The sequence below is a fragment of the Shewanella eurypsychrophilus genome (assembly GCF_007004545.3).
In the GTDB taxonomy this organism is placed as follows: domain Bacteria; phylum Pseudomonadota; class Gammaproteobacteria; order Enterobacterales; family Shewanellaceae; genus Shewanella; species Shewanella eurypsychrophilus.
The window spans coordinates 2,924,525-2,948,412 of record NZ_CP045503.2; the positions used below are offsets into that span (position 1 = coordinate 2,924,525).

Consider the following 23,888-nt stretch of genomic DNA (forward strand, 5'->3'; position numbering starts at 1 on the left):
CGAGCACTCGACATTGTTTACCTATACCTTTCAGCCAAGTTTTTTCTTCAAATCCAATAGCTGCATAAATAGCTCAATATCGAGTGGCTTTTGTAGATAGGTGATATCTGGGTACCTATCTGCATTAAGGATCTCACTCTTATCATTGGCCGATAATATGAAGTAGTGAACCTGACTGGTTTGTAATTTTTGCATCTTACCTATCATGGTGACTCCATCACTGTTATCGAGTCTATAATCCATGATCACAATTTCAGGTTGAGATACATAGAATTCGGCTAGTGCCGCTTCTCCATCTAGCATTGAAGTGACGTTAAAGCCTTTTTTTTCAAGAATATTGCCACATACTTCTAAATTAAATCGATTATCATCAACCAGTAATAATGATTCATTGGTCCTACTTTCAGGGTTTAAATGAATACTTTTGTTTTCATCACTCAAAGAGACGGTTGCAATTGGCGCTAGCCCATTTGGCACTCCAGATATTGGTTTATAAGGAAATCGAAACAAGATGAGTGTGCCCCGGTTTTCCTGGCTACGGATACGAATACTACCGCCGACGTCTTCTATTACCTTTTTACAGGTATACAGACCGATACCGATACCTGACTGTGAGCTAGTTTTTACATTAGGATCGGTATTAAAAGGCTGAGTGATCGCCTTTTTAGACTCAAGAGACATCCCCTTGCCAAAATCTTTAATCCCTACCCGAACAAAATGCTGTCCGGCCACACATTTTAAACTGATATCAAACAGGACTTCACGCCCGCTACTGTACTTGAATGCATTGTTGATAAAATTGGTGGTTAGCTGGAAAAACTTGGTTTTATCTAGCCCAATCAGTACAGGAACTTTTCCATGAATAGTCATAATCAATCGTTTTTCGTGGGTTTGACTAAAGGCTTTGTAATAGTCATCGATAGAATGCAGTTCGTTGAAAAGATTAACTTCACTGTTATCTAATGTGAGATGCCCAGCTTCCGCTTTTGTAAAATTAAGCGTATTTTCTGCCACACTGTTGAGCAGATTTGCAGACCAGATAATCTTATCTAAGGTGTTTCTTCCGGTTACATCACAATAATCACTGTCTTTTAGCATTTGACTGTAACCAAGCACTGCATTGATAGGCGTGCGGATCTCATGGTTTATGCTCGATAACAATGCAAGTTTAGAGTTTGTCTCAATTGTTAACTGCGCAAGCCTAAGATGGTTGCGCACTTTTAAATACATCAAGGTTGAGAGACTAAAGCCCATGGCCGCTATCAGTAGCACCAGTAAGCCAACTTCATACGCTTCTCGGGATGGAGCAACATACCAAACATCAAGCATATATTCTTGGTGGTATTCTGGAATTTTGACTACATTGGAGCCACGATAATAAAATAGAGCAGATGCCCAGCTAGCTTGTGCCTTGGTACAATAGTCATTTTGAAAGCGTGTATTATTGAGTGTAAGCTGTGCGCAGACACCTTTATGATTATTTAACCTTTGTTGCACTCTTTTGTGTGAGATGGCATACACCAGGTAAGGCATATTGGGCTCATCAATGCGTACTATAACGCTCGAATACCCTTCAATCTCGTACAGGACCTCATCGCTACTTTCCTTAAACTCTCCTTTCAAAATATCTGTTCTAAAAACAGGATCTGACACATATTTCAGCTGATTTTGACCATCCAATGTAAACGCTACGGCGGATTTTATTTTTAGTAGCTCTTCGGAAAATATATTAAACTCTTCTGGTGTCACTATGGCCGATGCGTTAAACAATGAACGTAGCGCATTAAGCATGATTTTATGCTGTAACAGCATGTCATATGTGGAGTTAAACAGTAGATCAGCTTTCCGTTTATAGTCATCTTCGAACTCATTATATGAATGATTGAGTAAAATAAAGATGACTAAAACAGTCGTCAAAAAACCGGTAATACAACTTAATAACGCCGACGAATTAGATCTCACTTTTAACGACCTCAATCTCATCTTTAAGCATCAAAATATTTAATAGCAGTTCTTGTTTACCGCTTATTTTGTGAAAAACTGGCTCATTTTGGATCTTCAAATAGCCACAAAGGCCTTTAAAGTTGTGAGCCAGTTTAGACACTCCATTTGCTTCAGCTACATCCAACATCTGGGCTTGTTCGAGTAAACTGTCTAGTTCTTGGCACAAAACAGAAAGCAGATGATGCTTTTTGTTTTCTGGTTGCTGGACAAAAAATGCAATGATCTTGTTTCGAATTAGATGGTTAGTAGCAAACATATATACCCTACCTATAGTTGTAGTTTTCAACCCAGGAGTTGACATAACGTCCTTCAATTGGGGGACTAAAATAATATCCTTGGGCAACTTCACAACCTAAATTTTTCAATAACTTAAGTACACTCAAGGTTTCTACACCTTCGGCGACAACCTTCACTTTGAGCTTTTTCGCTAAGGCGATAGTTGATTCGACAATGGCTAAATGTTTTGGATTTCTGTCCATATCCGAAATAAAATCCTTATCGATTTTTATTTCATCGAATGGAATATTATCTAGACGTTCGAAGGTTGAATAACTTTTGCCGAAATCATCTAAAGAGATAGAGATATCGTTGATGATCAACTTAGCAATAGACCTCAACGCCAGATCTTGATCTATGGTTTCTTGTGATTCGGTTAATTCTAATATCAACCGAATGTTGGGGAGGTGATGTTTTTTATCTATGACGTAATTGACGAACGCTTCAGAAAGCAGGTCTTCAGCGCTGATATTGACCGATAATGAAAACTGTTGCAGTTGCGGACAAAGCGCCCATTGTGTCAATGCCTGCTCTAACACCAACTCTGAAAACTGACAATTGAGTCCAGCTTTATTAATCAACGGAATAAACCTATCAGGATAGATAAATCCATCTCCTTGAATACACAATCTGGACAAGGCTTCGAAACCGACAATTGACTGGCTAACAATATCAATTTTGGGCTGGTAGCAGAGAATGAGATTATCTTGATTCAATAAATTAGCGATGTGTTCATGGCTCAAAACGTCAGTATCGATAGGCTTCCTTGGTTTTGGCGCCTTGTATTTAAGCGCTGTTAACAAGGTAAATAGATGGCCAATGTCGACAGGCTTTTGAAATACGCCGACTAAGTTAAGGTTAAAACTTTCAGTAATATTACCGATCAATTCTAAGGTTCTCACATCAGAACTGCTCACCACTGCTAATGGGATCTCACAGCAGGCCTTACAGGTAGCCATATGATTAATAACGGCAAGCCCGTCGCCATTATCCATTTTAAGATCCGCAATGACTAAATCAAACAATGCAGGTGAAGCGTTTTCACTCTGTTTTAAGAGCTCAATAGCTTGATTACCACAGTTCGCTTCTGAAAACGCTAATGGGTGATTATCAATTAAGGTTTCAAAATCACTTTTAATTGTTTCACGTATAAAGCGTTGGTCATCGATAATAAGAATATTCATCTTGCTTATTTTCCTTTAACACTAAGATCGAGTATTTCACTCAGACTCGAAGGTGTGATCACTGCTAGCTTTAATAAAAAACGATTTGCCATTACTTCTGAACGACTAATCAAGAATGAGGTGATATCACCTTTTTTGTTTTTTTTAGCTACAGACTGCACTTTAAATGGCACCAATTTGGCGCTATTTAGTTTTTTGGTGAATACATCATCACACACACTGAAACCTAAATAACTGAGGTACTTACGGGTTGCAAAGTGATTCATGTAAATCGACATAAGGCTATTTTCAATTTGAGTTGTTGCACCAGCGGAAGAGATAACCAACACAGCATTCGAGTGTCTTAACACTTCACTTTGAGTCATCTGTTGTAGATTAATTTTAAAGTTCAGTAACTCAAGTATCTCCTTCGATGTTGTCTCAAGGAATAGACAATGGCCAACGACCTGACCACCAAACGCACTTGCGATACTTATTTTTAATTCACTAAGCCTGTGTCGATTGCTGTCTATGTCATCTAAAGATAAACAAGGGTTGTCCTCGTATTGCAAAATCATCCCTAAGATCAGATGAAAGCAAGGGTGCTGGTTGTTTATCTCTTCAATCACGTACTCATCACTCCTGTAATAAGGGTGAGAGGATTTACGTTGGTTTATCGGTAATGCCAATAGCTTAGTGCACTCGGTTAAAAACTCATTGTCATTACCATATATGTCCACTAACTCTTGGTTATATAGTTCAACAATTTCAGCCTGTTTCGCCAGCGAAGGAATATTAACTCCCCTTTCCCAGCGACTAACAGTGATCGTATCCAAATTATAAAAGAGACTGCTTTGCTTCCTTAAATACAGACAAAGCTGCTCCTGGGACAGATCGTTATTTTGTCGAGTATGTCTTAAGAATTTTGAGAACACGTGACTATCTTTATCATTTACGCAGCAGTAAGCTGTAGAGGTCATATCGTGTTCCATTGGTTTTGCTTATATTTTCTAAAAGGTCCAAGTATTCATCTTTATTGATGCCATCAATACGTTCAGGATGCATTTCGGTGTAAAGGATCCACATACGATGGAGTTTTCCGACAAAATATAGTCCGGTCACTTGTTCATCAACCATATTTTCCCCCTAGTTTTCAAATCATCGTTAATTGTTAAATTATCTAACATACGAGTTTAAAACATTCTCGATCTTGGATACATTGGCAACTTCAACCTGAGTGCTGAATTCAAATGCCTAGCAATAATGTATACAAAAATTGGCTACAACTCAGCTTCATGATGAATACTGGTTGCAGAGGATAGAGGGGGTGAATATATGGCTGGAAAACTTGCAAGTTGGCTAGAATAAATTGCACGACAAATTACAGGAGGGTTACGCCAAGCGCCCCCTTCTGTAAGCCCAACCTTCGCAGAACTCCCAGCCATTTTCACGGCAGGCAAATCCAGCTTGATAACGGTTGTAAGTGAACATTGTCGTATTCATCGTATCTATAGCTGATTTAATACTTTTGTTGACGTTCAGGCTTTGGTCAGCAGTAAAAGAAGTGGACGTTGTGATGAAAGTACATGAAAAAGCGGCACTCAAGATGAATGGCAGTAGATTGTGTCTCAGTTTGTCTGTCATCTATTACTCCTTTGACTGGCTTGTCTGTTAATTAGGTCAATCAAATAGATTAATTATCGATGAGTGTTGTTCATCGCTTTTATTTACACTTCGTTTACTAATATAGGGAAGTGTTCTGCAGATGGCAAAGCTTGTGAGAAAACTTATTCAACAAAGTTATCACACAATCGATATTTTATATCTAATATCATAAAGAGCTTGCCGTCAGCACAACAGCTAGCTCCTTATGTTTAAACAAGTTTACTCACTACCAGTCTCAATCATTGAAGCTGGTGACGCCTGAGTTTCTGCACTCGTCTGATGAACGTCGAGTAACTCCTGCTGAGTCAGTACGCCTCCCCCTACCGAGCGATAAAGGGTGATCATAGAAAGTAGCCTGTCTCGTTTAACTTGGCTTAATGTCAATTGTGCACTAAACAAACTTCGTTGAGCATCCATGAGATCCAGTGAGCTTGACACGCCATTACGGTATCTGAGCGTCGCTAAGCGGGTATACTCTTTAGATGCCACGACCAACTCTTGCTGGGCGTCAATAGCCAGCTCTGAACGCCGAAAGCTATTCATGGCATTATTGACTTCAAAGTATGCTCGCAGCACTGTACTGCGATAGGATAATTGAGCCTGCTTAGATTCTTGTTGTGCTATCTGATATTGAGCAGAGATACTCCCCGCATTAAATATTGGCGCCGTAATACCACCAAGCAAAGACCAGGTCACACCTTGGCTGTCAAAGATACTACTCAAGTCATCGGTTTCAGTGCCATAGCTACCTTTGATGGTAAACGATGGGAAGAAGGCCGTTTTCGCCACACCTACATTGGCATTCACCGCGATCAAAGCTTGCTCTGCTGCCTTGACATCGGGTCGCTGTGACAGCATCTGCGAGGGAATTCCCACACTGAAGCTATTGGGAAATAACTGGCTCTGTGCTTTGAGCTCGGCTTCAGTTTTAATCTCTAGAGGATAATCAAACTCACCGAGTAAGATCTTCAGTTGATTGGCTTTTTCTTGACGCTCAAAGTCTAAATCCGGCAAGGTCACTTTTGCACTTTGATATTCAACTTCAGCCTGTCGAACCTGTAAACCTGAAATAACCCCATTCTGCTTACGTAATCTGGCCAGATCGCGCTCTTTTTGTCGCAGTTCGACGGTGTTAAGCGATATTTGATAGCGCTGCTCAATATCTATCCACTCATAATAGCGGCTGGCAACATCACTAATAAGACTGATCACTGCGAGATTTAACGCGTCTTGTGCCGACAAAAAGTGCGCATATTCAGCTTCACTTCTGCGCCGATTAGCGCCCCAAATATCCAGTTCCCAAGATACTGTGCCCTCGAGGGTAAATTCATTGCCATGATCTGGGTTGCTGCTGGTGATCCCACTGTCAATTGAACGCTCTGCCCCAGCATCAAGGCCTAAGACTGGATATAACGCAGCATCTGTTACCGTGACTTTAGAGCGAGCTGCGATTAGACGTGAGCGTACAGCCTCCAGATCTAAGTTCTGTGCTAAAGCATGGGAAATAAGCACTTGCAGGTTAGGGTCTAAATAAAACGCTTTCCATTTGGATAAACCCACATTGTTATTTGAGTCTTGAACCAGTTCACTATCAAATTGAGTGGGCAGTTCAAGTGCCGGCCTTTGATAATCTGGGCCCATAGCGCAGCTAGTCAATAACAAGCTTAAACCCACTGATACCGCTATCTGTGTCAATCTATGAGTGGATAATTGTATTTGAGCCTTATACATTATCAGCCCCCTCGATAGTCGTGTTGTTAGATTGGCTTGTTGTCACTTTAGATTTAAGCCATCCCGCCGTGGTGACAAAAAATAGCGGCACCATGACAATGCCGATCGTGGTGGCAAATATCATCCCACACAAGATAGGGATTGAGATACTCTGCCTACTCACGGCACCAGGACCGACTGACAGCACCAAAGGCAATACGCCCAGAATGAAGGCCATAGAGGTCATCAAGATAGGTCTGAAACGCATATTGGCCGCTTCAAGTGCTGCATCGACTCGGCTCTTACCGGATTTATGCAACTGATTAGCAAATTCGACGATTAAGATGGAGTTTTTAGCCGCCATACCGATAAGCGCGATAAAAGCGACCTGGAAGAACAGATTACTTTCCATGCCACTAGCCCAAGTCCCAAGCGCAGCGCCGAGCATGGCGATTGGGGCGATAAGTAACACCGCAATAGGAATGGTCCAACTCTCATAAAGCGCCGCCAGAAACAGAAACACAAACACCATAGCCAGCGTAACTGCAATGCTTGTTTGATTCGCCGATTGCACCTCTTGATAAGTAATACCCGTCCACTCGTAACTAAATTCATTAGGCAGCATGGGTTTAGCCACACGCTCGATGGCTTTAATCACATCACCGGACGCATAACCTTGTGCTGGCGTTGCATTGATTGAGGCACTGGTAAACAGGTTATAGTGTGTCACGGACGCAGGCCCCACCGAGTAATCATACTTAGCGAGTACACCAATGGGCACCATAGCCCCAGTTGCCGAGCGAACATAATAGTCTTTTATTTGTTCTGGAAACTGTCGATAGGTCTCTTCTGCCTGTACTTTTACCCGGTACACGCGGCCAAACAAGTTAAAGTCATTGACCGTCGATGAGTCGGTAAAGGTTTTAATCGTGCTGTAGATATCCGCAACATTAACGCCAATGGCCATGGCCTTTGCCTCATCTACCGTTAGGTGAAGCTGTGGAATTGCACTTTGTAACGACAGTCCTGCCGTGGCTATTTCTGGTTGAAGCTTTAGTTTTTCGACTAACTCATCTGCCGTTTCCATCAGGCCTTTAAAGTTAGTCCCTGAGGTATCTTGTAGCTCCATCTCTACCCCAGAGCCATTACCAAGCCCTGGCACCGCTGAGGGTAAATAGAGGTTGAATTCGGCTTCCAAAATTCCTTGTAGTGATGCATTAATCTGTTTCATCACCTTTTGCACCGTTGCATCAGTATCTACACGCTCAGCCCAAGGTTTAAGAATGATCTCAAATTGGCCATTAGCCTGATTAGAGCCCGAGCGTCTATTCTCACCCGCTAGAGTAAAGGAGTAAGCAACGGCGGGGTTGGCTAGCACATGCGCTTCAGCTTTTTTCAATACAGCTTGTGAGCGGTTCACCGTCGCGCCATTGGGCAGAGTCATGTCGATAAAGAATCGACCTTGATCTTCATCTGGCATAAAGCTCGACGGTAAACTCGACATGATCATATAAACGCCGCCAACCATCAGCGCAAACAGCAGATAGCTGCGCTTTGCATGTTTAGTCGTGAGCGCAACCAGGGCAACATATTTGCTGGTGCTGGTGTCGAGCTTATCGTTCATCCATTTAAAGAATCCCGATGTAGGTTTGTCGCCGGGTTTGAGCAATAAGGCACATAAAGCGGGCGAGAGGGTCAAGGCTACAATGGTTGAAATAAGCACGGCGACGGTTATTGCTACGGCAAACTCTCGATACATGATGCCGGTGATGCCAGACAAGAAGGACACAGGTACAAACACTGCTGCTAAGACTAGGCTTGTGGCAACCAGCGCGCCTGAGAGCTCTTTCATCGCTGTTCTGGTGGCTTCTACCGGGGACAAACCATTCTCATTCATCAAGCGCTCTACGTTCTCAACCACCACGATGGCGTCATCTACCACAATGCCGATGGCCAATACCAGCGCAAGTAAACTCACTGTGTTGATGGTAAAGCCAAATGCGAGCATGGCGGCTAAGGTACCAATTAACGAGACAGGGACAGCAATGGCCGGAATTAACGTCGCACGGATATTCTGTAAAAACAGGTACACCACTAATATAACCAGAATGAGTGCTTCAACCAGGGTCTTGACCACCTCATCGATAGAGTTTTCGATAAATACCGAGGCATCAAAAAAGACTTCCCAGTTCATACCTTGCGGAAACTTATTGGCAAGTTTAGCCATCTCATTCTTGACATTCTTTGTCACTTCTAAGGCGTTTGAACCCGGTAACAAATACACCTGCAAGATGGTCGCGTTAGCCCCGTTGAGCTGGGATTGTAAAGTGTAAGCCGATGAGCCTAACTCGATTTTGGCTATATCACGCAGGCGAATGATTGAACCATCTGTATTGGCTCGAACGATGATCTCATTAAATTGTGGCACACTGCTCATGCGACCTGCTGCGGTGATAGGCAAGGTCATACTAAGTGATTCACTGTTAGGCTGTGAACCAATAGAACCTGCTGGGGATTCATTATTTTGCGCCTTGATGGCACTGATCACATCAGCTGTAGTTAATCCATATCCCGCCATGGTGTCGGGCTTTAACCAGACTCGCATCGAATAGCTACGCGATCCTGTGTTACGCACTCGGCCAACACCCGGAATACGCTTCAGAGCAGACTCGATATTGATGGTGCCATAGTTACTGAGATAGATCTCATCGTAACGTTCATCACTGGAGGTCAAGGCTATTTTAAGCAGTTCAACCGAGGCTTCTTTGGATACTGATACCCCTTCAGTTTGAACATCTATGGGTAGACTGCCGTTCGCTTGCTGTGTGGAGTTTTGTACATCGACAGCGGCGAGATCGGGATTGGTGCCTACATCGAATGTAATCGTGACATTTGCGCTGCCAGAGTTAGTGCTCTTCGAGCTCATGTAGATCATGTTAGGCAAGCCATTTAACTCTTGCTCAAGTGGCGTGGCCACCGACTCTGCCGCTGTGGTCGATGTCGCTCCAGGGTATGAGGCTGAAACTTTAACCTGCGGCGGCGTAATATACGGGTATTGATCGATAGGCAGTTTAAACATGGCAATAAGGCCAAGCAAAACGATCACTATTGAGATCACACAAGCATATACCGGACGGTTAACAAAGAACTGGGCCATTATTTTTGCTCCTGTTCTTGCTCTAATGCCTGTTGTTTAAGTGCCTGCTCTTTTTGCTTTATATCATCTTTTTTCAAATACTGCTCTGCGGTTAATGGCTCTGCAAGCTGACCATGACGAACTCTGTGCATGCCCTCTGTGATGACTAATTCTCCCGCCTTTAAGCCACTCTTAACCACAACGCCCATCTTGCCCTGATGTTCAATCACAATGAAACGGCGTTCGACTTTATTATTGGGTAATACAACCATCACATACACCCCGCCCTGTTCCACCTGAGTGGCTTTATGGGGTATGACTATGGCGTTTCTGACTTCATTGAGCTTAATGCGAACATTGGTATACTGACCTGGAAGTAATTCTTTATCAGGATTTGGTAGTTCAGCTCTAACCTGAAATGTCCCCGTTTCAGGGTTAACGGATGGATCGGTAAAGCGTACATCACCCAGATAACGGTATTCGCTATTGTCGGGTAATGTGATGCTAACAAAGCCTTCGACGGCCTTACCTTCTGCCTCAGCTTCTTTCTTATCTGAGTAGCTCGTCATACGTCTACGGGCATTAAGATAATCCAGGGCGGACATATTAAACGTGACATAAATGGGATCTACCTGTTTCACTCGGGTCAATAATGACTGGCCACTGCTACCGACTAAAGCACCAATATCGACTTCAGAGCGGCTGACTAACCCAGATATTGGCGAGCGGATCTCTGTATAGCTTAATTCAAGCTCAGCCTCCTCAAGCTCAGCCTTACTCGCAGCCAGACTCGATCTTGCTTGGGATAAGAGAGACAGGGCATTATCAAAATCAAGTTGGCTGGCAGCATCTTGCTCATAAAGGGGTTTTAGTCTTTCAACATCGCGTCTGGATTTATCCAACACAGATTGCTGAGATTCGACATTGGCTTTAAGCCTATTCACAACGGCTAAGTATGGGCGGTTATCGATACGATATAATACAGCGCCAGATTTAACCGCACTGCCCTCAATAAAGCTCTTATCTTCTACGAAACCATTAACACGGGCCCTAACTTCAACATCGAGCGAAGCTTTAGTCACACCGATGTAGTTACCATAGAGTGGCACTGTGGCGGTATTGACTTGCTCAACCACTACCATCTTAGGCGTTATCTTAGGTGTAGGCTTTTCACAGCCAGACAAGGTTGCTGCTGCAATGATTATTGCTAATGTGAGTCTGGTCGGTGTGAAGATGTTTGCCATAGCTGTGCCCCAAAAATTATTTATGATGACCGGTGTGATTTTTGTTTGATCCTAAATCAGATAATCCATCGCCCTGTACGACAGGAACATAAATTAAACTGTTAACGCATTGTAAGTTCTAAACATCTATGACAGCAAGAGAAGGTTTGCTTTAAGGAAGGATTAATACCAATCGGTATAAAGATATGGTCATTCAGCGAGAGTTTAGCGCTTGTGAGGCAAGGCAACGAGTGAGAGACATAGTTATTCTACGTTTAAGCTCGTTAACGCCGTATCAGAAGTGCTAAAACTCGCCTTCCAGGAGTGTTTTTGGCAGCCTACTTCTGTGTTGAATGAGTTCAAAAGGGATCACCATTTCCTCACTCATTCGCCTTGAATTATGCCGCCAAAAAATAACTCTGAATTGACCACTTACTTATACCGATTGGTATAATCAATAACGGCTCATTAATTCGGCTAAGGTAGCCGATGCTAATTGTACTTATTTAACCTATGTAATTGAAAATGTCGTAGATATAGTTTTCTCAGAGTGGAAGTTAACGACAAATAGGAGGCTAGTATCAAGATAAATAGCCAGTATCTGCCGCTATAGCTATTAACCGCCCCTTAACATGTACGCTAGCAACTAAGCACTCATCTGTTTACTGTTAATTTGAATGCTTGCTGTAAAGAGTCTAAAGGCGTTAGATTTTTCGCACTGTGGCGGCTACGGCTAAACAGAGAGGATTCTATAAACAGGTCAAACCAGGCATTAAGTGCTTCGGAGTTGCTTTGTTCTCCCGAAACCGCCAATGCAAGCGAGGCCACTTCGGCTGTGCCTAGTTGAAAATCGCGGCTTCCTTTTCTTAAGCCATACTTTGCGATGGAGTCTGGAGAAAAAGATAACATCGGCAGATGATGTAAATAAGGGCTTTTACGGAACATCTTAATGGCTTCGCGCCAGCTACCATCAAGCATGATAAACAGAGGTCTCTTACCAGCCAAAGTGTTACTGGCAGGCACTTGATTCACCACAGGCTGATCAGGATTTGCATACTCACTTGGAAAAATTAAGAACGGCTGATAAGCGGGATCTTTGATCAGTTCAAGCATCTTTCGATTAGCGTGAGTGCGGGACCAGATATATGCGTGAGTATCCGGAATAAGATCGGCGATTAATCGTCCACTGTTGCTGGGTTTTAATACTTCATCATCATACATGATCAGTAAAAAAGAATTATTGGATTGAACGAGTTGACGATGTGCACAGGTACAATACGTTGCGGCCAGCAAACATAAGTCACAGCGAACAATATTTTTACCGCGGGCAGTAAATGGCTTTGAAGAGATGGCTTTACGGTATTGATACAGCTTATGAACTGCGTGTTGAGGTAAACTCATAGTGGCCTTGTGTGACAGGCCTAGGTTTTAGCACCTAGGCCCTAGAACCTAGGTTCTTTAAACTCGATTATAGTATTCTTCTGAGTAAGAAGTCGGCTTTTAAACGACGGATCCGAGTCATTATTTTTCGCACTGGCGCAGGATAGTTATTTAATGTCTCTATCTGACTGTAGTGATACAAGCGATCTGTATGCTGCAAAATATGTTGCTGCTCTTGCTCAAAACTTTCCCGCCAGGCGCCACACTCATCATGGAGTAATAGACCATTTTCTAAATCTAATGCCCAAGCACGAGGATTTAAATTACTCCCAGTGATCAGATGTCGCTTACCGTCGGCACTGATCCCTTTCAGGTGATAGCTGTTGATACCATCCTTCCAAAGATGAATATTTAACTGACCAGATTCAATTGCCCATTGCTGACGTTTAGCAAACTTTCTCAAAGACTGCTCATACATATAGGGCAAAGCACCTATCGTTGAAAAGTCTTGCTCAGGTGGAATATAAAAATCATTTGCCGTTTTATCGCCAACAACGATATCGATACGCTTACCGTCTTTCAGATGTTTGGCTAATGCGCGCGCAAGGATATAAGGCGGATTAAAATAAGGTGTACAGATAAATAAGGCATCTTTCGATTGCGACACCAAATCAACAACTATTTTATTCAGCTTATTTTTCTTACGCCCTAAGCCGACGACTGGGGTAACACGGTTGCCAATACTGGTTGACTCGAATTTATAACTTGCGCTACTTAACCGAGTCTTTAGGGTGCGCACATCATTCTTTTGCGGCAACAATTCAGTATTCTTATCTTGAGTCAAGGAGCTGACTGCGATGTCATTGACTAAATAAGTTTGGATCATCTCGCGCATTGAACGCGCAAGTTCAGCAGACTCAATAACATGATAACGATCGAATCGATATTTTTCAGCCTGATGCAAATAGATATTGTTGATACTTGCGCCACTATAGATCACCGCATCATCGACAATAAACCCTTTTAGATGTAAAACACCCATAAACTCACGAGACTTAACCGGAACGCCGAGGATCTCAATGGGATGTTCAGCCGCTTGGCACACTTTGCGGTACATCTGATAGTTACCACTGTCCCCCTTATGTCCAATTAAGCCACGTCTAGCACGATGAAAATCAACTAAGACCTTCACATCGAGTTCTGGGTTCTTCGCTTTGGCTGCCATCAAAGCATCTAAGACTTCTCGGCCTGCTTCATCATCTTCAAGATAAAGTGCAGCGATATAAATTGAGCTAACCGCATCAGCAATTCGAGTCAGTAATTCTGCTTTTAACGCTTTGGGCGTAAGCAACCAACGAATTGCATTGGGTTGGACTGGTATTCCACCAAGCTTATCAAGCAAGGTCATCTCCTTTAAAAATGCTTACCGTCACGATAGTAACAACTAGGCTTAAGTTCTCTAAACATCACAGCGAGTTGCTGTAATTCCGGATAAGCCTTTGAAACAGCTTCACGGATCGCCTGTTCTACTTTATCGTGGGTTTCGGGATCTTTTGCAAACCAAAGCACTTCAACTTGTGTAATGCTTAGATCAACTTTGCCATCGCGGTAACTCAAACTAGGGATCCAGTCTAAAGTAAAGCCTTGGGCATTGACTTGACAGAGGTCAGCTAACTGGTCGAGTAAAGTACAACTCACAGTAGCTACAACGTCTTCTGGTAGTCCCCGCATGCGAATATGAGGCATATCGATCCCTTATATAAATCATAAGGGGATAGAAATTACCGACTAACGTCGCATTGGGCAAGGGTTTTCTTACACTTTGAAGGCTAAGACCTTAAGAAGTGTACTTATTTTAATCAAATCATACTCAGAGATAGCAAACTCAGCTCAATTACGAAACATGAAACCAATAAATGCTCACCATTTTCATTGATAGACGAGCCCCTCATTCAGCCAAGAAATTAAATCGCCTGCAATCTCTAGCCATTTTTGCTTATTTATTGATAGCTGTTACTTAAGTCGCGTTTTTTTAAAGCATTCACGACACAGGAGCTAAATATGGATATAATCAGGCAAGATTTAATCGATACCAAGACCCAATGAAAAACGTTAAAATTTTAATGACTATTGCACTCTGCCTGCTCTTGGCATGGGGGATCTTTCATTTTAAAACTCAATTAGGCATATTTATTCTTCCACTATTTTTTGGTTTAGTAACCTTCGTGACCTTAAAACTATATCGTTTAATGGAAAAAGATAAACCCGCAGAAAAATAACCGCTATGATAAGACTCCAATAAACTAGCATTACTTTATGACTCATTAGGCGATTCGCTTATGGTTATAAAGCTATTTTCTCAGTGAGTCTTATGCGATTTTTTGTTAAAACCTGTATCCTTTTTGTCAGCCTTTCATCTGTAGCGATTGGCGATGAATATTTTTCAAATCTTTTGTCTATCATCAAACCTCCCCACTCTCACACAGCAATAATAGTGACAAATCTAGTCACCGGTGAGGTGATTTTTGAACAGAACCCAGAAACTTTACTACTACCAGCAAGTACCATGAAGCTGTTAACTGCCGTTGCCGCCACTTCTGCCTTGGGAAACGATTTTAAATTTTCGACTCAAGTGTTCTCTCATTTCCCAATAAGAAACGGCGTGATCCCCGGTGATGTCTACATCCAGTTTAGTGGTGATCCAACATTAACCACTCTAGATTTAAGGGCATTGTTTAAACAGTTATCCCTACAAGGGCTGTCTCAAATTAAGGGAAATGTGTACCTTATCGGACAAGAAAATGAACAACTGCAAGCACCTGGGTGGGTCTGGGATGATTTAGGTATCTGTTATGCGGCGCCTGTTTCAAGTTTTGTCATTAATAGAAACTGCATCCATGGTCAGCTAAAACCCAAGTTAGCCAGCAATAAAAGCCAGCTTACTCTTGCTAGCTATTTACCAGTAGTAATTGATAATACAGCTATATTTGATAAAACGGGCAAGTCAGATTTTTGTGAGTTAGATCTTAAGCGCTTTGCTAAAAATCAATTCTCATTGAGTGGCTGTTATGCTGGAACACAAGCCATTAAGCTCGCTATCGCCATCACAGATCCTGCTTTATTTACGAAAGATTCAGTGACTCAAATACTCAAAACTAGCCTGATAAAACTAGATGGACAAGTACAAATAACCCATCAGCAGCCTGTATATACAAGCTTGATAGCATCACATCAATCTCACTCTTTGCCTGAATTAATCAAGGTTATGCTGCTCAAATCCGACAATTTGATTGCCGATAGTTTAGTCAAACAACTCGGACAGATAACCTTTAATCTACCGGGTAATTTCACTAATGGCAGCCTGGCACTTAAACGCATTTTGACCCATGAAGGGATTGAGCTTACGCATGCGAAAATAGTCGATGGTTCAGGGTTATCTCGATACAATTTGCTCAGTGCAAGCCAGTTAAGCCAAGTGTTAAGCCTCATTTATACAGATGAAAGGTTTAGCCGTTTATTTGCTTCCCTGCCCGTTGCAGGAGTCAGTGGAACTTTGAAATATAAACATGCTTTTAACAAACCACCATTACGGGAACACATTCTGGCAAAAACAGGCTCGATGCAAGGTGTTGATAATTTAGCTGGTTTTATCAGCCGCGATGATGATGACGATCTACTCTTTGTGATCTTAGAAAATGGCCAAAGCGCTGTAGAAAAAAAGAATCAATTGGCGCCATTCAGTGCTTTGTTTTTACAATCTTTAATGGATCACCCTAGCAAACAAGAAAATATATTAAGCTCAAGTACAGCTTCACCTTCACAAGCAAAGTAGTACTGGGAAAAGTCATATAAAAAAGGCGCCCCCAATGTTATGGGGTCGCCTTTTTGTTTAATACTGTGAATACCAATCGGAATAGCTGCCTTTAGAAAAGAGACTCTGGCATCGTCATCACGGTTTCATCTCCCGCTAACACCTGCGCTAAGTGGTACTCGGCTTTCGGTAGCATTTTATTGATGTAAAAATCGCTGAGATAACGTTTTTGGCTACTAAAGTCTTCATCTGAATGTGATACCGCGGCATCAGACATGATTAACCAGAAATATCCATAGAGCACATGGCCAAATGCATCAAGGAAATCTACGGCAACGCTATTGATCAGAGCTGGACTTGTGAGCTTATTGTCGTTAACAACCGCTCCTGCTGTTAAGATTTTCTCAAACAAGCCTGTGACTTTGGCTATTTGTTCAGCGTCAACATGCTGAAGATCTGCTAACTTAGCAATCGATTCATTAACGAACTCAGTCAATGCGGCTAGATTATCTCCTGCTACCTTGCGCCCAAGAAAGTCGATGGCTTGGATGCCATTGGTGCCTTCATAAATTTGAGCAATACGGGTATCGCGGACAAGCTGTTCGATACCTGTTTCACGAATGTACCCGTGCCCACCAAACACTTGCTGGGCAGTAATCGCTGCATCAAGGCCTCGATCACTCAGAAATGCCTTTGCAACAGGAGTCAGCAAACCAACATAACGGCTGGCCTTTGCTTTGGCCTCTCCCTCGCCATATTTAGCGATGTCGAGCTGCTTAGCCGTTAATACAGAAAGTGCTCTACCTGCTTCGGTTAACACACGGATATTAAGTAACATACGACGTACATCACCATGAACAATAATAGGGTCGCTGTCAGCGCCTGTTGGTGAGCCACCTGCAGCAATCCCCTGAACACGTTCTTTGGCATAATCCGCGGCCATTTGGTAAGCAGCTTGTGATGTACCTAACCCTTGAATACCGATGGCAAGACGTTCGTAGTTCATCATGGTGAACATACATACTAGGCCACGATTAGGTTTACCAATAAGGTAACCTTGCGCCTCATCATAATTCATCACACACGTCGATGAGGCCTTTAGACCCATCTTATGTTCGATTGACCCAACGGTGACGCCATTGCTCTCACCTAGATTGCCCGTATCATCCACTTTAATCTTAGGTACCAGGAACAATGATATCCCCTTAGAACCAGGTAATTTGGCTAAAACTAAGTGAATAATATTTTCAGTAAGATCGTGATCGCCGCCAGTAATAAATATTTTACTGCCTGTGATACTGTAGCTACCATCATCTAAGGGAACCGCTTTGGTGCGTATACCACGAAGATCAGAACCAGCTTGAGGCTCTGTCATATCCATAGCACCAGCCCATTCGCCGCTATAAAGTTGAGGTAAATATTTTTCTTTTAGGGCTTCACTGCCGTGGGCATTGATACACAAGGCCGCGCCTGCAGTTAATGAACCATATAGAGTGAACGCATTACAAGCACTGTAAGCCATCTCGTCCACCAGTACGCCCAGCATTTTAGGCATCCCCATGCCGCCGAGCTCTGGGTCACCACACAAGCCAACCCAACCCCCTTCTGCGTATTGGTTATATGCCTCTTTATAGCCATCTGGCGTGATCACCTTATCATCTTGATGCACAACACCTTGCTCATCACCATTTCGATTTATAGGATGAAGTAATTCACGACTGATCTTGTCTGCTTCATCCATTATGGCAACCGCGGTGTCCATATCTACATGCTCTGCAATTGCTGGTAACGATGCCCATGTTTGAGGCGCATCAAACACCTTATCTAACAAAAATTTCATTTCAGCTAACGGAGCTTGGTACGGATTCATTATTCACTCTCAAACGTAGGATTTAAACGGTTGTTTTAATTTATACCAGATACCGTAGGAAAAGAAAGAGATATTTGGATAAGTTGAGGGAAAAGAGAGTTAAGACAAGGTAAGTATAGAATTTAGGTACTAGTTACTAGGAGAGCTAGGCGCAAGAGTTCTGAAAACAAGAGATTTAAGGCTGGAGGTAAGTATAGGATTTAGGTACGAGCTACTAGGGGAGCTAGGTGTAAGGGTTCTGTAAACAAGTGATTTAAGGACGAGATTGATAGGAACTAGGCACTCGGACCTAGTTCCATGTTTTCTTACCACATCAAATCATCTGGGATGACATAATCTGCATAAGGATCATCTTCTTCAACCACTTGGCTGTTATCATCTTGCACCCAAAGGTAACCACACCACTGGGGCACTAAGATATTGACTCGCTCGGCGAGTTTATGTGGCACTAAGTAACTAGCATCTTCATGACGAACGATACCCAGTTGCCCATTAAGCAGTTGCGTTTGCAATTTATCATTCACATACATAGAGAATATTTTATTATTGTGAGTGAAATTAAACTTGATCTCGGCGCTTTGCGGCAGTTTTATGGCGAGGCGAGTAAATTCTGTAACTAGACCACGAACTAAGCCTTTCTCGTTAGCTTGTTCAAATCTCTGCTCATTCAAGGCTTTATCTTTAGCAGCTTGCTCCAGCTTTTTCGCTGCAATCTGTTGCTTTAATTCAGCTGACCCATCATCAACTTTGGCCTTACGATCACGCCTTTTCTGCGTTTTCGCTTTTTGAACTTTTTGCTTACTGACTAGGCCAGCCTTCAATAGTTGTTCTTGAAATGGATTTGCCATCTGTTTCTCACTTTAATAAATATTTTATTGAGATCATCCCAACGGATGATTTCGACTTATTCTTTTGACCGTTTTGCCGCAAGCTGAGCCAACTCTGCCATCGCCATGGATGCGCCGCCTAATGACCAACCGTCATCTATAGGCAATACGACACCTGTGATATAAGTGGCCATTGAAAATGAAGCCAGAAAACACGCATTAGTCTAGTTTCTAATACTGTTAACTCAACGACTCATGAATCGCCTTCAACGCGGCTAATGGGTCATCAGCTTTTGTAATAGGTCTACCAATCACCAAGTAATCAGAACCCGCCTCAATTGCCTGAGGCGGCGTCATAACTCTATGTTGATCACCTTTATCGGCACCGACAGGTCGAATACCGGGTGTACATAATTTAAAATCTTTTCCTAACTTAGATTTTAGCACTTTAGCTTCATGTGCGGAGCAAACGACCCCATCAAGACCCGCTTCTTTTGTCAGCGCAGCTAAACGCTGAACATGTTCAAAAGCAGGAACATCAATGCCAATTAACTTAAGATCATCGTCGCTCATTGATGTAAGTACGGTTACTGCGATCAATATTGGTGCTTTATCACCATAAGCTTCAAGAGCTTGTTTAGCTGCTTGCATCATGGCAAGACCGCCGCTTGCGTGTACGTTTGTCATCCAAACACCTAACTCAGCTGCTGAAGTCACAGCTTTAGCGACAGTGTTAGGGATATCGTGAAATTTAAGGTCTAAAAATACCTCAAAATCTCGTTGGTGGATCTCTTTAATAAATTCAGGCCCAAACAAGGTGAACATCTCTTTGCCCACTTTGAGGCGGCACATGTTTGGATCTAATTTATCGATGAGTTGCAAAGCAGCATCTTTATTATCAAAATCTAGTGCGACTAATATCGATTTCTTATTCATTTGTTCTCCAATTGCTTTGCATTATACGCGGTCAATAACGTGAGTATTGGCCGTTAAAATCAATAAATTTATTTGGTTGAATATGATAAAATTACTGTGCTAAATAGCATTTAGCACAGTAATCTACGCTCTGCAGTATCGATTAAATAAGCGTTTATTCACCATCTAAACCACGAATTCTCTTAATCTTGCCCCAGCTTTTACAAGATGGACAATGCCAATAAAGCCGATGAGAAGGAAAGCCACATTCACTACAACGGTAACCGGGTCTAAATTTTATCTGTTGCTCAACCAGCTTCTCTAGCATAGTCAAACTTTCTTTAGCTTGACCCTCTTCGGCTTGTTGTACGTGCATCTGCATCAAGTGTTGGAAACTTTTCATCGTCGGGTGACGGTATAGACCGTCTAGAACAAGTTTCTCTGCTTGGTGATTATCGCCCTGCTCTATCATGTTTTGCGCCAAGGTAATCGCTACGCTCGCGCCAGCACCATTTTGGATGCCTTGACGTAACAAGTCACTATAACCACCGAGATCATGACTATCTTGAAATACTTGTTTTGCCGTTGACAGTGCATCTGCGAATAGCTCAATATCCGCATTGAGCAGCTTAGACAGCATATCTTTGCATTTCGAAAACTCTTTTAAGTCCAGATATTTTTCAGCTAATATCAGCATCGCTCTACCACAATCAGCATCTTGCTTGATTGCACTTTGCAGTAACTTAATTTGTCCTGAAATGTCAGTTTCTTCATTAGCCAGCTCACAATAAAAGTGCGCGGTATTATGTTTTAAACTTTGTTGACGTTTGCGCTTTAAGCTTTTAATGATATTGATGGCTTTTTGCCATTCTTTAGTCACTTGATAGATGTCGATAAGATGGGTCTCAGCATCTTCACTGTGATCGTCTTGCTTAACCAAGTTGATGAATATCTCTTCGGCTCGGTCGTAAAAACCAGCCGCTAAATAATCTTTGCCTAACTCCATCATAGCAATATCTCTTTGCTCTGTAGTCAGGCTTGGTCTGGCAATTAAGTTTTGATGGATTCGAATTGAGCGGTCAACTTCACCCCGCTTTCTGAATAAAGAGCCTAATGAAAGATGGGTATCTATGGTGTCATCATCGACATCAAGCATAGTGATAAAGAGATCCACGGCTTTATCAGATTCATTAGACAGCAAAAAATTAAGCCCGGTAAAATAATCACGACTTAATTGTTTTCTTTGACTACTTTGGTTATGCCTTACACTGCGCCGCCCCATGTACCAACCATAGCCGGCAGCAATAGGGAGGAGTAAGAACAGGATCTCAAGCATATTAAGTGTCGTCCTGGGTTGGACTCACCATGTTCAGTTGAGATTCAAGTTGAAAGTTTTTCTTACTGGCATTTCTTAGGGCTAATTTAAGTTTGGTTATGTGATAAATAGCAAAAAACCAGCTAATGACAAAACCGGCAAGAAATACAGAAGCAAGCACAATAGGAAGTCTGAACTCGCCTTGAGCGACGAAATAACTAATAGTAACGATCTGCTCGTTACGCGCGCCGAAAATTAAGGCTAAAAAGAAAAGTAGTGCTACTAACACTGTGACGATAAATGACCGCACGAGACACTCCACATATCCATTTCAATCTACTGATTATCTAAGATATTAACTCAACTAGCTAGTGATACCTATATGATAGGCATAAAAAAGCCTCCATTCGGAGGCTTTTAAAACAATGTCATTTATGCGTTGATCGCATCGACACGTTCGCGCAGTTCTTTGCCAGGCTTAAAGTGCGGTACATACTTGCCATCCAATTCAACTGAGGTTCCAGTTTTTGGGTTACGACCAGTACGTGGTGCACGGAAGTGAAGAGAAAAACTACCAAAGCCACGGATCTCTATTCGATCACCGCCTTCTAATGTCTCAGCCATTTGCTCCAACATCTCTTTGATTGCGCTTTCCACTTCTTTAGCCGACAGCTGCGACTGCCTAGTGGCAAGTTTTTCGATCAGTTCGGATTTTGTCATCCTATACCCTCTATTATCAAGCCAATCACAGTCACCTTGCAGGAATACACTTTAAAAATACAGTGTATTCCAGAACTTCAGGCGATCGTCTTACATAGTGTAGAACAATTACTTGCGAGCTGCTTTGAACGCTTCAGCCATAGCACTGCTCATCACAGCGTCTTCTTGCTTGTTCAAGCTAGCCATTGCTTCTTTCTCTTCAGCTTCATCTTTCGCTTTGATAGATAGGCTGATAGTACGGTTCTTACGGTCAACACCCATGAACTTAGATTCAACAGCGTCGCCTACAGAGTAAACTGTAGATGCATCTTCGATACGCTCACGAGAGATATCAGATACACGTAGGTAACCTTCAACAGTTTCTGCAAGTTCAATTGTAACGCCTTTAGCGTCAACAGCTGTAACAGTACCGTTAACAACAGTTCCCTTCTTCTTATCAGCAAGGTAAGCGTTGAATGGATCGTCTTCAGTCTGCTTAACACCAAGACTGATACGCTCGCGCTCAGGGTCAACAGAAAGAACAACTGCGTTGATCTCGTCGCCTTTCTTGTAATCAGCAACAGCTTCTTCGCCAGTACCGTTCCAAGAAATATCAGAAAGGTGAACTAGACCGTCGATGCCACCGTCAAGACCGATGAAGATACCGAAGTCAGTGATTGACTTGATCTTACCAGTTACTTTATCACCCTTGTTAAAGCGCTCTGCGAAGTCATCCCACGGGTTAACTTTACACTGCTTAAGGCCAAGAGAAATACGACGACGCTCTTCATCGATGTCAAGAACTAGAACTTCAACTTCATCACCTAGGTTAACAACCTTTGATGGGTGGATGTTCTTGTTAGTCCAATCCATTTCAGAAACGTGAACAAGACCTTCAACGCCTTCTTCGATTTCAACGAAACAACCGTAGTCAGTTAGGTTAGTAACGCGACCAGTCAAACGTGTGTTTTCTGGGTAGCGCTTGCTGATTTCTAACCATGGATCTTCGCCAAGTTGCTTAAGACCTAGTGAAACACGAGTGCGCTCACGGTCATACTTAAGTACTTTAACGTCAATCTCATCGCCAACATTAACGATTTCAGATGGGTGCTTAACACGCTTCCAAGCCATATCAGTGATATGTAGAAGACCGTCAACACCACCAAGGTCTACGAATGCACCGTAGTCAGTTAGGTTCTTAACGATACCCTTAACTGATTGACCTTCTTGTAGGTTCTCAAGAAGAGCATCACGCTCTGCACTGCTTTCAGATTCGATAACAGCACGACGAGAAACAACAACGTTGTTGCGCTTCTGGTCTAACTTGATAACTTTGAATTCTAGATCTTTGTTTTCTAGGTGAGCTGTATCGCGAACTGGGCGAACGTCAACTAGAGAACCAGGTAGGAATGCACGGATACCGTTTAATTCAACAGTGAAACCGCCTTTAACCTTACCATTGATGACACCGATAACAGTCTCAGCATCTTCGTACGCTTTTTCTAGAACAATCCAAGCTTCATGACGCTTAGCTTTTTCGCGAGAAAGTTGAGTCTCACCGAAGCCATCTTCAACAGAGTCAAGCGCAACATGCACAGTGTCACCAACAGAGATTTCAAGTTCGCCTTGAGCGTTCTTGAACTGTTCTGCTGGGATTGGGCTTTCTGACTTAAGACCTGCGTCAACCAGTACCATACCGTTTTTAATCGATACAACGACACCAGTTACAATTGAACCAGGGCGGAACTCAAGTTCATTTAGGGATTCTTCAAATAGATCAGCAAAAGATTCAGTCATTTTTAAGTTACTTTCTTTAATAAACCACAGCCCATCCTGGATGTGGAGTCAGTATAATAATCCACAACATCCTTGTTGCGAAAGGTTAAACCTAGAT

At 42.5% G+C, this 23,888-nt stretch carries 21 protein-coding genes and 1 pseudogene; 2 read left to right on the top strand and 20 right to left on the bottom strand.

What is annotated here, in order from left to right:
• Nucleotides 1–30 precede the first annotated feature (30 nt).
• From FM038_RS12350 to FM038_RS12405, 12 genes are all read right to left on the bottom strand, one after another.
• Nucleotides 31–1,962: an ATP-binding response regulator gene (locus FM038_RS12350; protein ID WP_195873002.1), complete on the bottom strand. Its 1,932-nt coding sequence runs from the start codon at nt 1,960–1,962 to the stop codon at nt 31–33.
• Entirely contained in the window at nt 1,952–2,260 is a 309-nt protein-coding gene (locus FM038_RS12355; RefSeq protein ID WP_142874984.1) for a hypothetical protein, read from the bottom strand. The genes FM038_RS12350 and FM038_RS12355 overlap by 11 nt, the downstream gene beginning before the upstream one ends.
• Before the next feature lie 7 nt (nt 2,261–2,267).
• Nucleotides 2,268–3,464 (bottom strand): EAL domain-containing response regulator, encoded by a 1,197-nt coding sequence (locus tag FM038_RS12360; RefSeq protein WP_142874985.1) that lies wholly within the window; start codon nt 3,462–3,464, stop codon nt 2,268–2,270.
• A 5-nt stretch (nt 3,465–3,469) separates the two neighbouring features.
• Nucleotides 3,470–4,423, bottom strand: a complete 954-nt coding sequence (locus FM038_RS12365) for a helix-turn-helix domain-containing protein (protein WP_142874986.1) — start codon at nt 4,421–4,423, stop codon at nt 3,470–3,472.
• Nucleotides 4,392–4,580 (bottom strand): hypothetical protein, encoded by a 189-nt coding sequence (locus tag FM038_RS12370; protein ID WP_142874987.1) that lies wholly within the window; start codon nt 4,578–4,580, stop codon nt 4,392–4,394. The genes FM038_RS12365 and FM038_RS12370 overlap by 32 nt, the downstream gene beginning before the upstream one ends.
• A gap of 255 nt (nt 4,581–4,835) precedes the next feature.
• Entirely contained in the window at nt 4,836–5,087 is a 252-nt protein-coding gene (locus FM038_RS12375) for a hypothetical protein (protein ID WP_142874988.1), read from the bottom strand.
• Between the two features lie 240 nt (nt 5,088–5,327).
• Nucleotides 5,328–6,839 carry an efflux transporter outer membrane subunit gene (locus FM038_RS12380; RefSeq protein WP_142871124.1) on the bottom strand — a complete coding sequence of 504 codons (1,512 nt, stop codon included), beginning with the start codon at nt 6,837–6,839 and terminating at the stop codon, nt 5,328–5,330.
• Nucleotides 6,832–9,975 carry an efflux RND transporter permease subunit gene (locus FM038_RS12385; protein WP_142871123.1) on the bottom strand — a complete coding sequence of 1,048 codons (3,144 nt, stop codon included), beginning with the start codon at nt 9,973–9,975 and terminating at the stop codon, nt 6,832–6,834. Before FM038_RS12385 ends, FM038_RS12380 begins: the two co-directional genes overlap by 8 nt.
• On the bottom strand, nt 9,975–11,198 hold the full coding sequence (locus FM038_RS12390; protein WP_142871122.1) for an efflux RND transporter periplasmic adaptor subunit: 1,224 nt from the start codon (nt 11,196–11,198) through the stop codon (nt 9,975–9,977). The genes FM038_RS12385 and FM038_RS12390 overlap by 1 nt, the downstream gene beginning before the upstream one ends.
• A 633-nt stretch (nt 11,199–11,831) precedes the next feature.
• Nucleotides 11,832–12,578: a tRNA-uridine aminocarboxypropyltransferase gene (locus tag FM038_RS12395; RefSeq protein ID WP_142871121.1), complete on the bottom strand. Its 747-nt coding sequence runs from the start codon at nt 12,576–12,578 to the stop codon at nt 11,832–11,834.
• Between the two features lie 67 nt (nt 12,579–12,645).
• Nucleotides 12,646–13,959: a CDP-diacylglycerol--serine O-phosphatidyltransferase gene (pssA, locus tag FM038_RS12400; RefSeq protein ID WP_142871120.1), complete on the bottom strand. Its 1,314-nt coding sequence runs from the start codon at nt 13,957–13,959 to the stop codon at nt 12,646–12,648.
• Nucleotides 13,960–13,970: 11 nt separating this feature from the next.
• A complete protein-coding gene (locus FM038_RS12405) occupies nt 13,971–14,303 on the bottom strand; it encodes a DUF1904 domain-containing protein (protein ID WP_142871119.1) in 333 nt (110 codons plus the stop codon).
• 356 nt (nt 14,304–14,659) lie between these two features.
• Between FM038_RS12405 and FM038_RS12410 the strand changes: the two genes are divergently transcribed.
• Both FM038_RS12410 and dacB read left to right on the top strand, forming a co-directional pair.
• Nucleotides 14,660–14,836: a hypothetical protein gene (locus FM038_RS12410; RefSeq protein ID WP_195873003.1), complete on the top strand. Its 177-nt coding sequence runs from the start codon at nt 14,660–14,662 to the stop codon at nt 14,834–14,836.
• Nucleotides 14,837–14,928: 92 nt separating this feature from the next.
• Entirely contained in the window at nt 14,929–16,389 is a 1,461-nt protein-coding gene (dacB, locus tag FM038_RS12415) for a D-alanyl-D-alanine carboxypeptidase/D-alanyl-D-alanine endopeptidase (protein WP_195873004.1), read from the top strand.
• 91 nt (nt 16,390–16,480) lie between these two features.
• Here the strand turns inward: dacB and FM038_RS12420 are convergent, their stop codons facing one another.
• The 8 genes and pseudogenes from FM038_RS12420 to rpsA form a co-directional block, all read right to left on the bottom strand.
• Nucleotides 16,481–18,238: an acyl-CoA dehydrogenase gene (locus FM038_RS12420; protein ID WP_195873005.1), complete on the bottom strand. Its 1,758-nt coding sequence runs from the start codon at nt 18,236–18,238 to the stop codon at nt 16,481–16,483.
• A gap of 305 nt (nt 18,239–18,543) precedes the next feature.
• On the bottom strand, nt 18,544–19,086 hold the full coding sequence (locus FM038_RS12425; RefSeq protein WP_142871228.1) for a DUF2058 domain-containing protein: 543 nt from the start codon (nt 19,084–19,086) through the stop codon (nt 18,544–18,546).
• Nucleotides 19,087–19,142: 56 nt separating this feature from the next.
• A pseudogene (locus FM038_RS12430) lies at nt 19,143–19,256 on the bottom strand (SDR family oxidoreductase); the annotation flags it as partial.
• A 49-nt stretch (nt 19,257–19,305) separates the two neighbouring features.
• Nucleotides 19,306–20,001, bottom strand: a complete 696-nt coding sequence (gene pyrF / locus FM038_RS12435; RefSeq protein ID WP_142871229.1) for an orotidine-5'-phosphate decarboxylase — start codon at nt 19,999–20,001, stop codon at nt 19,306–19,308.
• A 154-nt stretch (nt 20,002–20,155) separates the two neighbouring features.
• Complete coding sequence (gene lapB / locus FM038_RS12440; RefSeq protein ID WP_142871230.1) at nt 20,156–21,316, bottom strand: lipopolysaccharide assembly protein LapB; 1,161 nt, start codon at nt 21,314–21,316, stop codon at nt 20,156–20,158.
• A gap of 1 nt (nt 21,317) precedes the next feature.
• A complete protein-coding gene (locus FM038_RS12445; protein ID WP_142871231.1) occupies nt 21,318–21,605 on the bottom strand; it encodes a LapA family protein in 288 nt (95 codons plus the stop codon).
• 122 nt (nt 21,606–21,727) lie between these two features.
• The gene (ihfB, locus tag FM038_RS12450; protein ID WP_142871232.1) at nt 21,728–22,015 is read right to left on the bottom strand and encodes an integration host factor subunit beta; all 288 of its coding nucleotides are present in this window, start codon (nt 22,013–22,015) and stop codon (nt 21,728–21,730) included.
• A 108-nt stretch (nt 22,016–22,123) separates the two neighbouring features.
• Nucleotides 22,124–23,791 (bottom strand): 30S ribosomal protein S1, encoded by a 1,668-nt coding sequence (gene rpsA, locus FM038_RS12455; RefSeq protein ID WP_142871233.1) that lies wholly within the window; start codon nt 23,789–23,791, stop codon nt 22,124–22,126.
• Nucleotides 23,792–23,888: the final 97 nt, after the last annotated feature.

What these genes read in the sequence shown, in the direction of transcription:
- FM038_RS12410 (WP_195873003.1), top strand. Translation starts at nt 14,660, where the DNA reads ATGAAAAACGTTAAAATTTTAATGACTATTGCACTCTGCCTGCTCTTG.
- FM038_RS12385 (WP_142871123.1), bottom strand. Translation starts at nt 9,975, where the DNA reads ATGGCCCAGTTCTTTGTTAACCGTCCGGTATATGCTTGTGTGATCTCA.
- FM038_RS12375 (WP_142874988.1), bottom strand. Translation starts at nt 5,087, where the DNA reads ATGACAGACAAACTGAGACACAATCTACTGCCATTCATCTTGAGTGCC.
- FM038_RS12390 (WP_142871122.1), bottom strand. Translation starts at nt 11,198, where the DNA reads ATGGCAAACATCTTCACACCGACCAGACTCACATTAGCAATAATCATT.
- rpsA (WP_142871233.1), bottom strand. Translation starts at nt 23,791, where the DNA reads ATGACTGAATCTTTTGCTGATCTATTTGAAGAATCCCTAAATGAACTT.
- FM038_RS12370 (WP_142874987.1), bottom strand. Translation starts at nt 4,580, where the DNA reads ATGGTTGATGAACAAGTGACCGGACTATATTTTGTCGGAAAACTCCAT.
- FM038_RS12395 (WP_142871121.1), bottom strand. Translation starts at nt 12,578, where the DNA reads ATGAGTTTACCTCAACACGCAGTTCATAAGCTGTATCAATACCGTAAA.
- FM038_RS12420 (WP_195873005.1), bottom strand. Translation starts at nt 18,238, where the DNA reads ATGAATCCGTACCAAGCTCCGTTAGCTGAAATGAAATTTTTGTTAGAT.
- FM038_RS12355 (WP_142874984.1), bottom strand. Translation starts at nt 2,260, where the DNA reads ATGTTTGCTACTAACCATCTAATTCGAAACAAGATCATTGCATTTTTT.
- lapB (WP_142871230.1), bottom strand. Translation starts at nt 21,316, where the DNA reads ATGCTTGAGATCCTGTTCTTACTCCTCCCTATTGCTGCCGGCTATGGT.
- FM038_RS12405 (WP_142871119.1), bottom strand. Translation starts at nt 14,303, where the DNA reads ATGCCTCATATTCGCATGCGGGGACTACCAGAAGACGTTGTAGCTACT.
- ihfB (WP_142871232.1), bottom strand. Translation starts at nt 22,015, where the DNA reads ATGACAAAATCCGAACTGATCGAAAAACTTGCCACTAGGCAGTCGCAG.
- dacB (WP_195873004.1), top strand. Translation starts at nt 14,929, where the DNA reads ATGCGATTTTTTGTTAAAACCTGTATCCTTTTTGTCAGCCTTTCATCT.
- FM038_RS12380 (WP_142871124.1), bottom strand. Translation starts at nt 6,839, where the DNA reads ATGTATAAGGCTCAAATACAATTATCCACTCATAGATTGACACAGATA.
- FM038_RS12425 (WP_142871228.1), bottom strand. Translation starts at nt 19,086, where the DNA reads ATGGCAAATCCATTTCAAGAACAACTATTGAAGGCTGGCCTAGTCAGT.
- pyrF (WP_142871229.1), bottom strand. Translation starts at nt 20,001, where the DNA reads ATGAATAAGAAATCGATATTAGTCGCACTAGATTTTGATAATAAAGAT.
- FM038_RS12360 (WP_142874985.1), bottom strand. Translation starts at nt 3,464, where the DNA reads ATGAATATTCTTATTATCGATGACCAACGCTTTATACGTGAAACAATT.
- FM038_RS12365 (WP_142874986.1), bottom strand. Translation starts at nt 4,423, where the DNA reads ATGACCTCTACAGCTTACTGCTGCGTAAATGATAAAGATAGTCACGTG.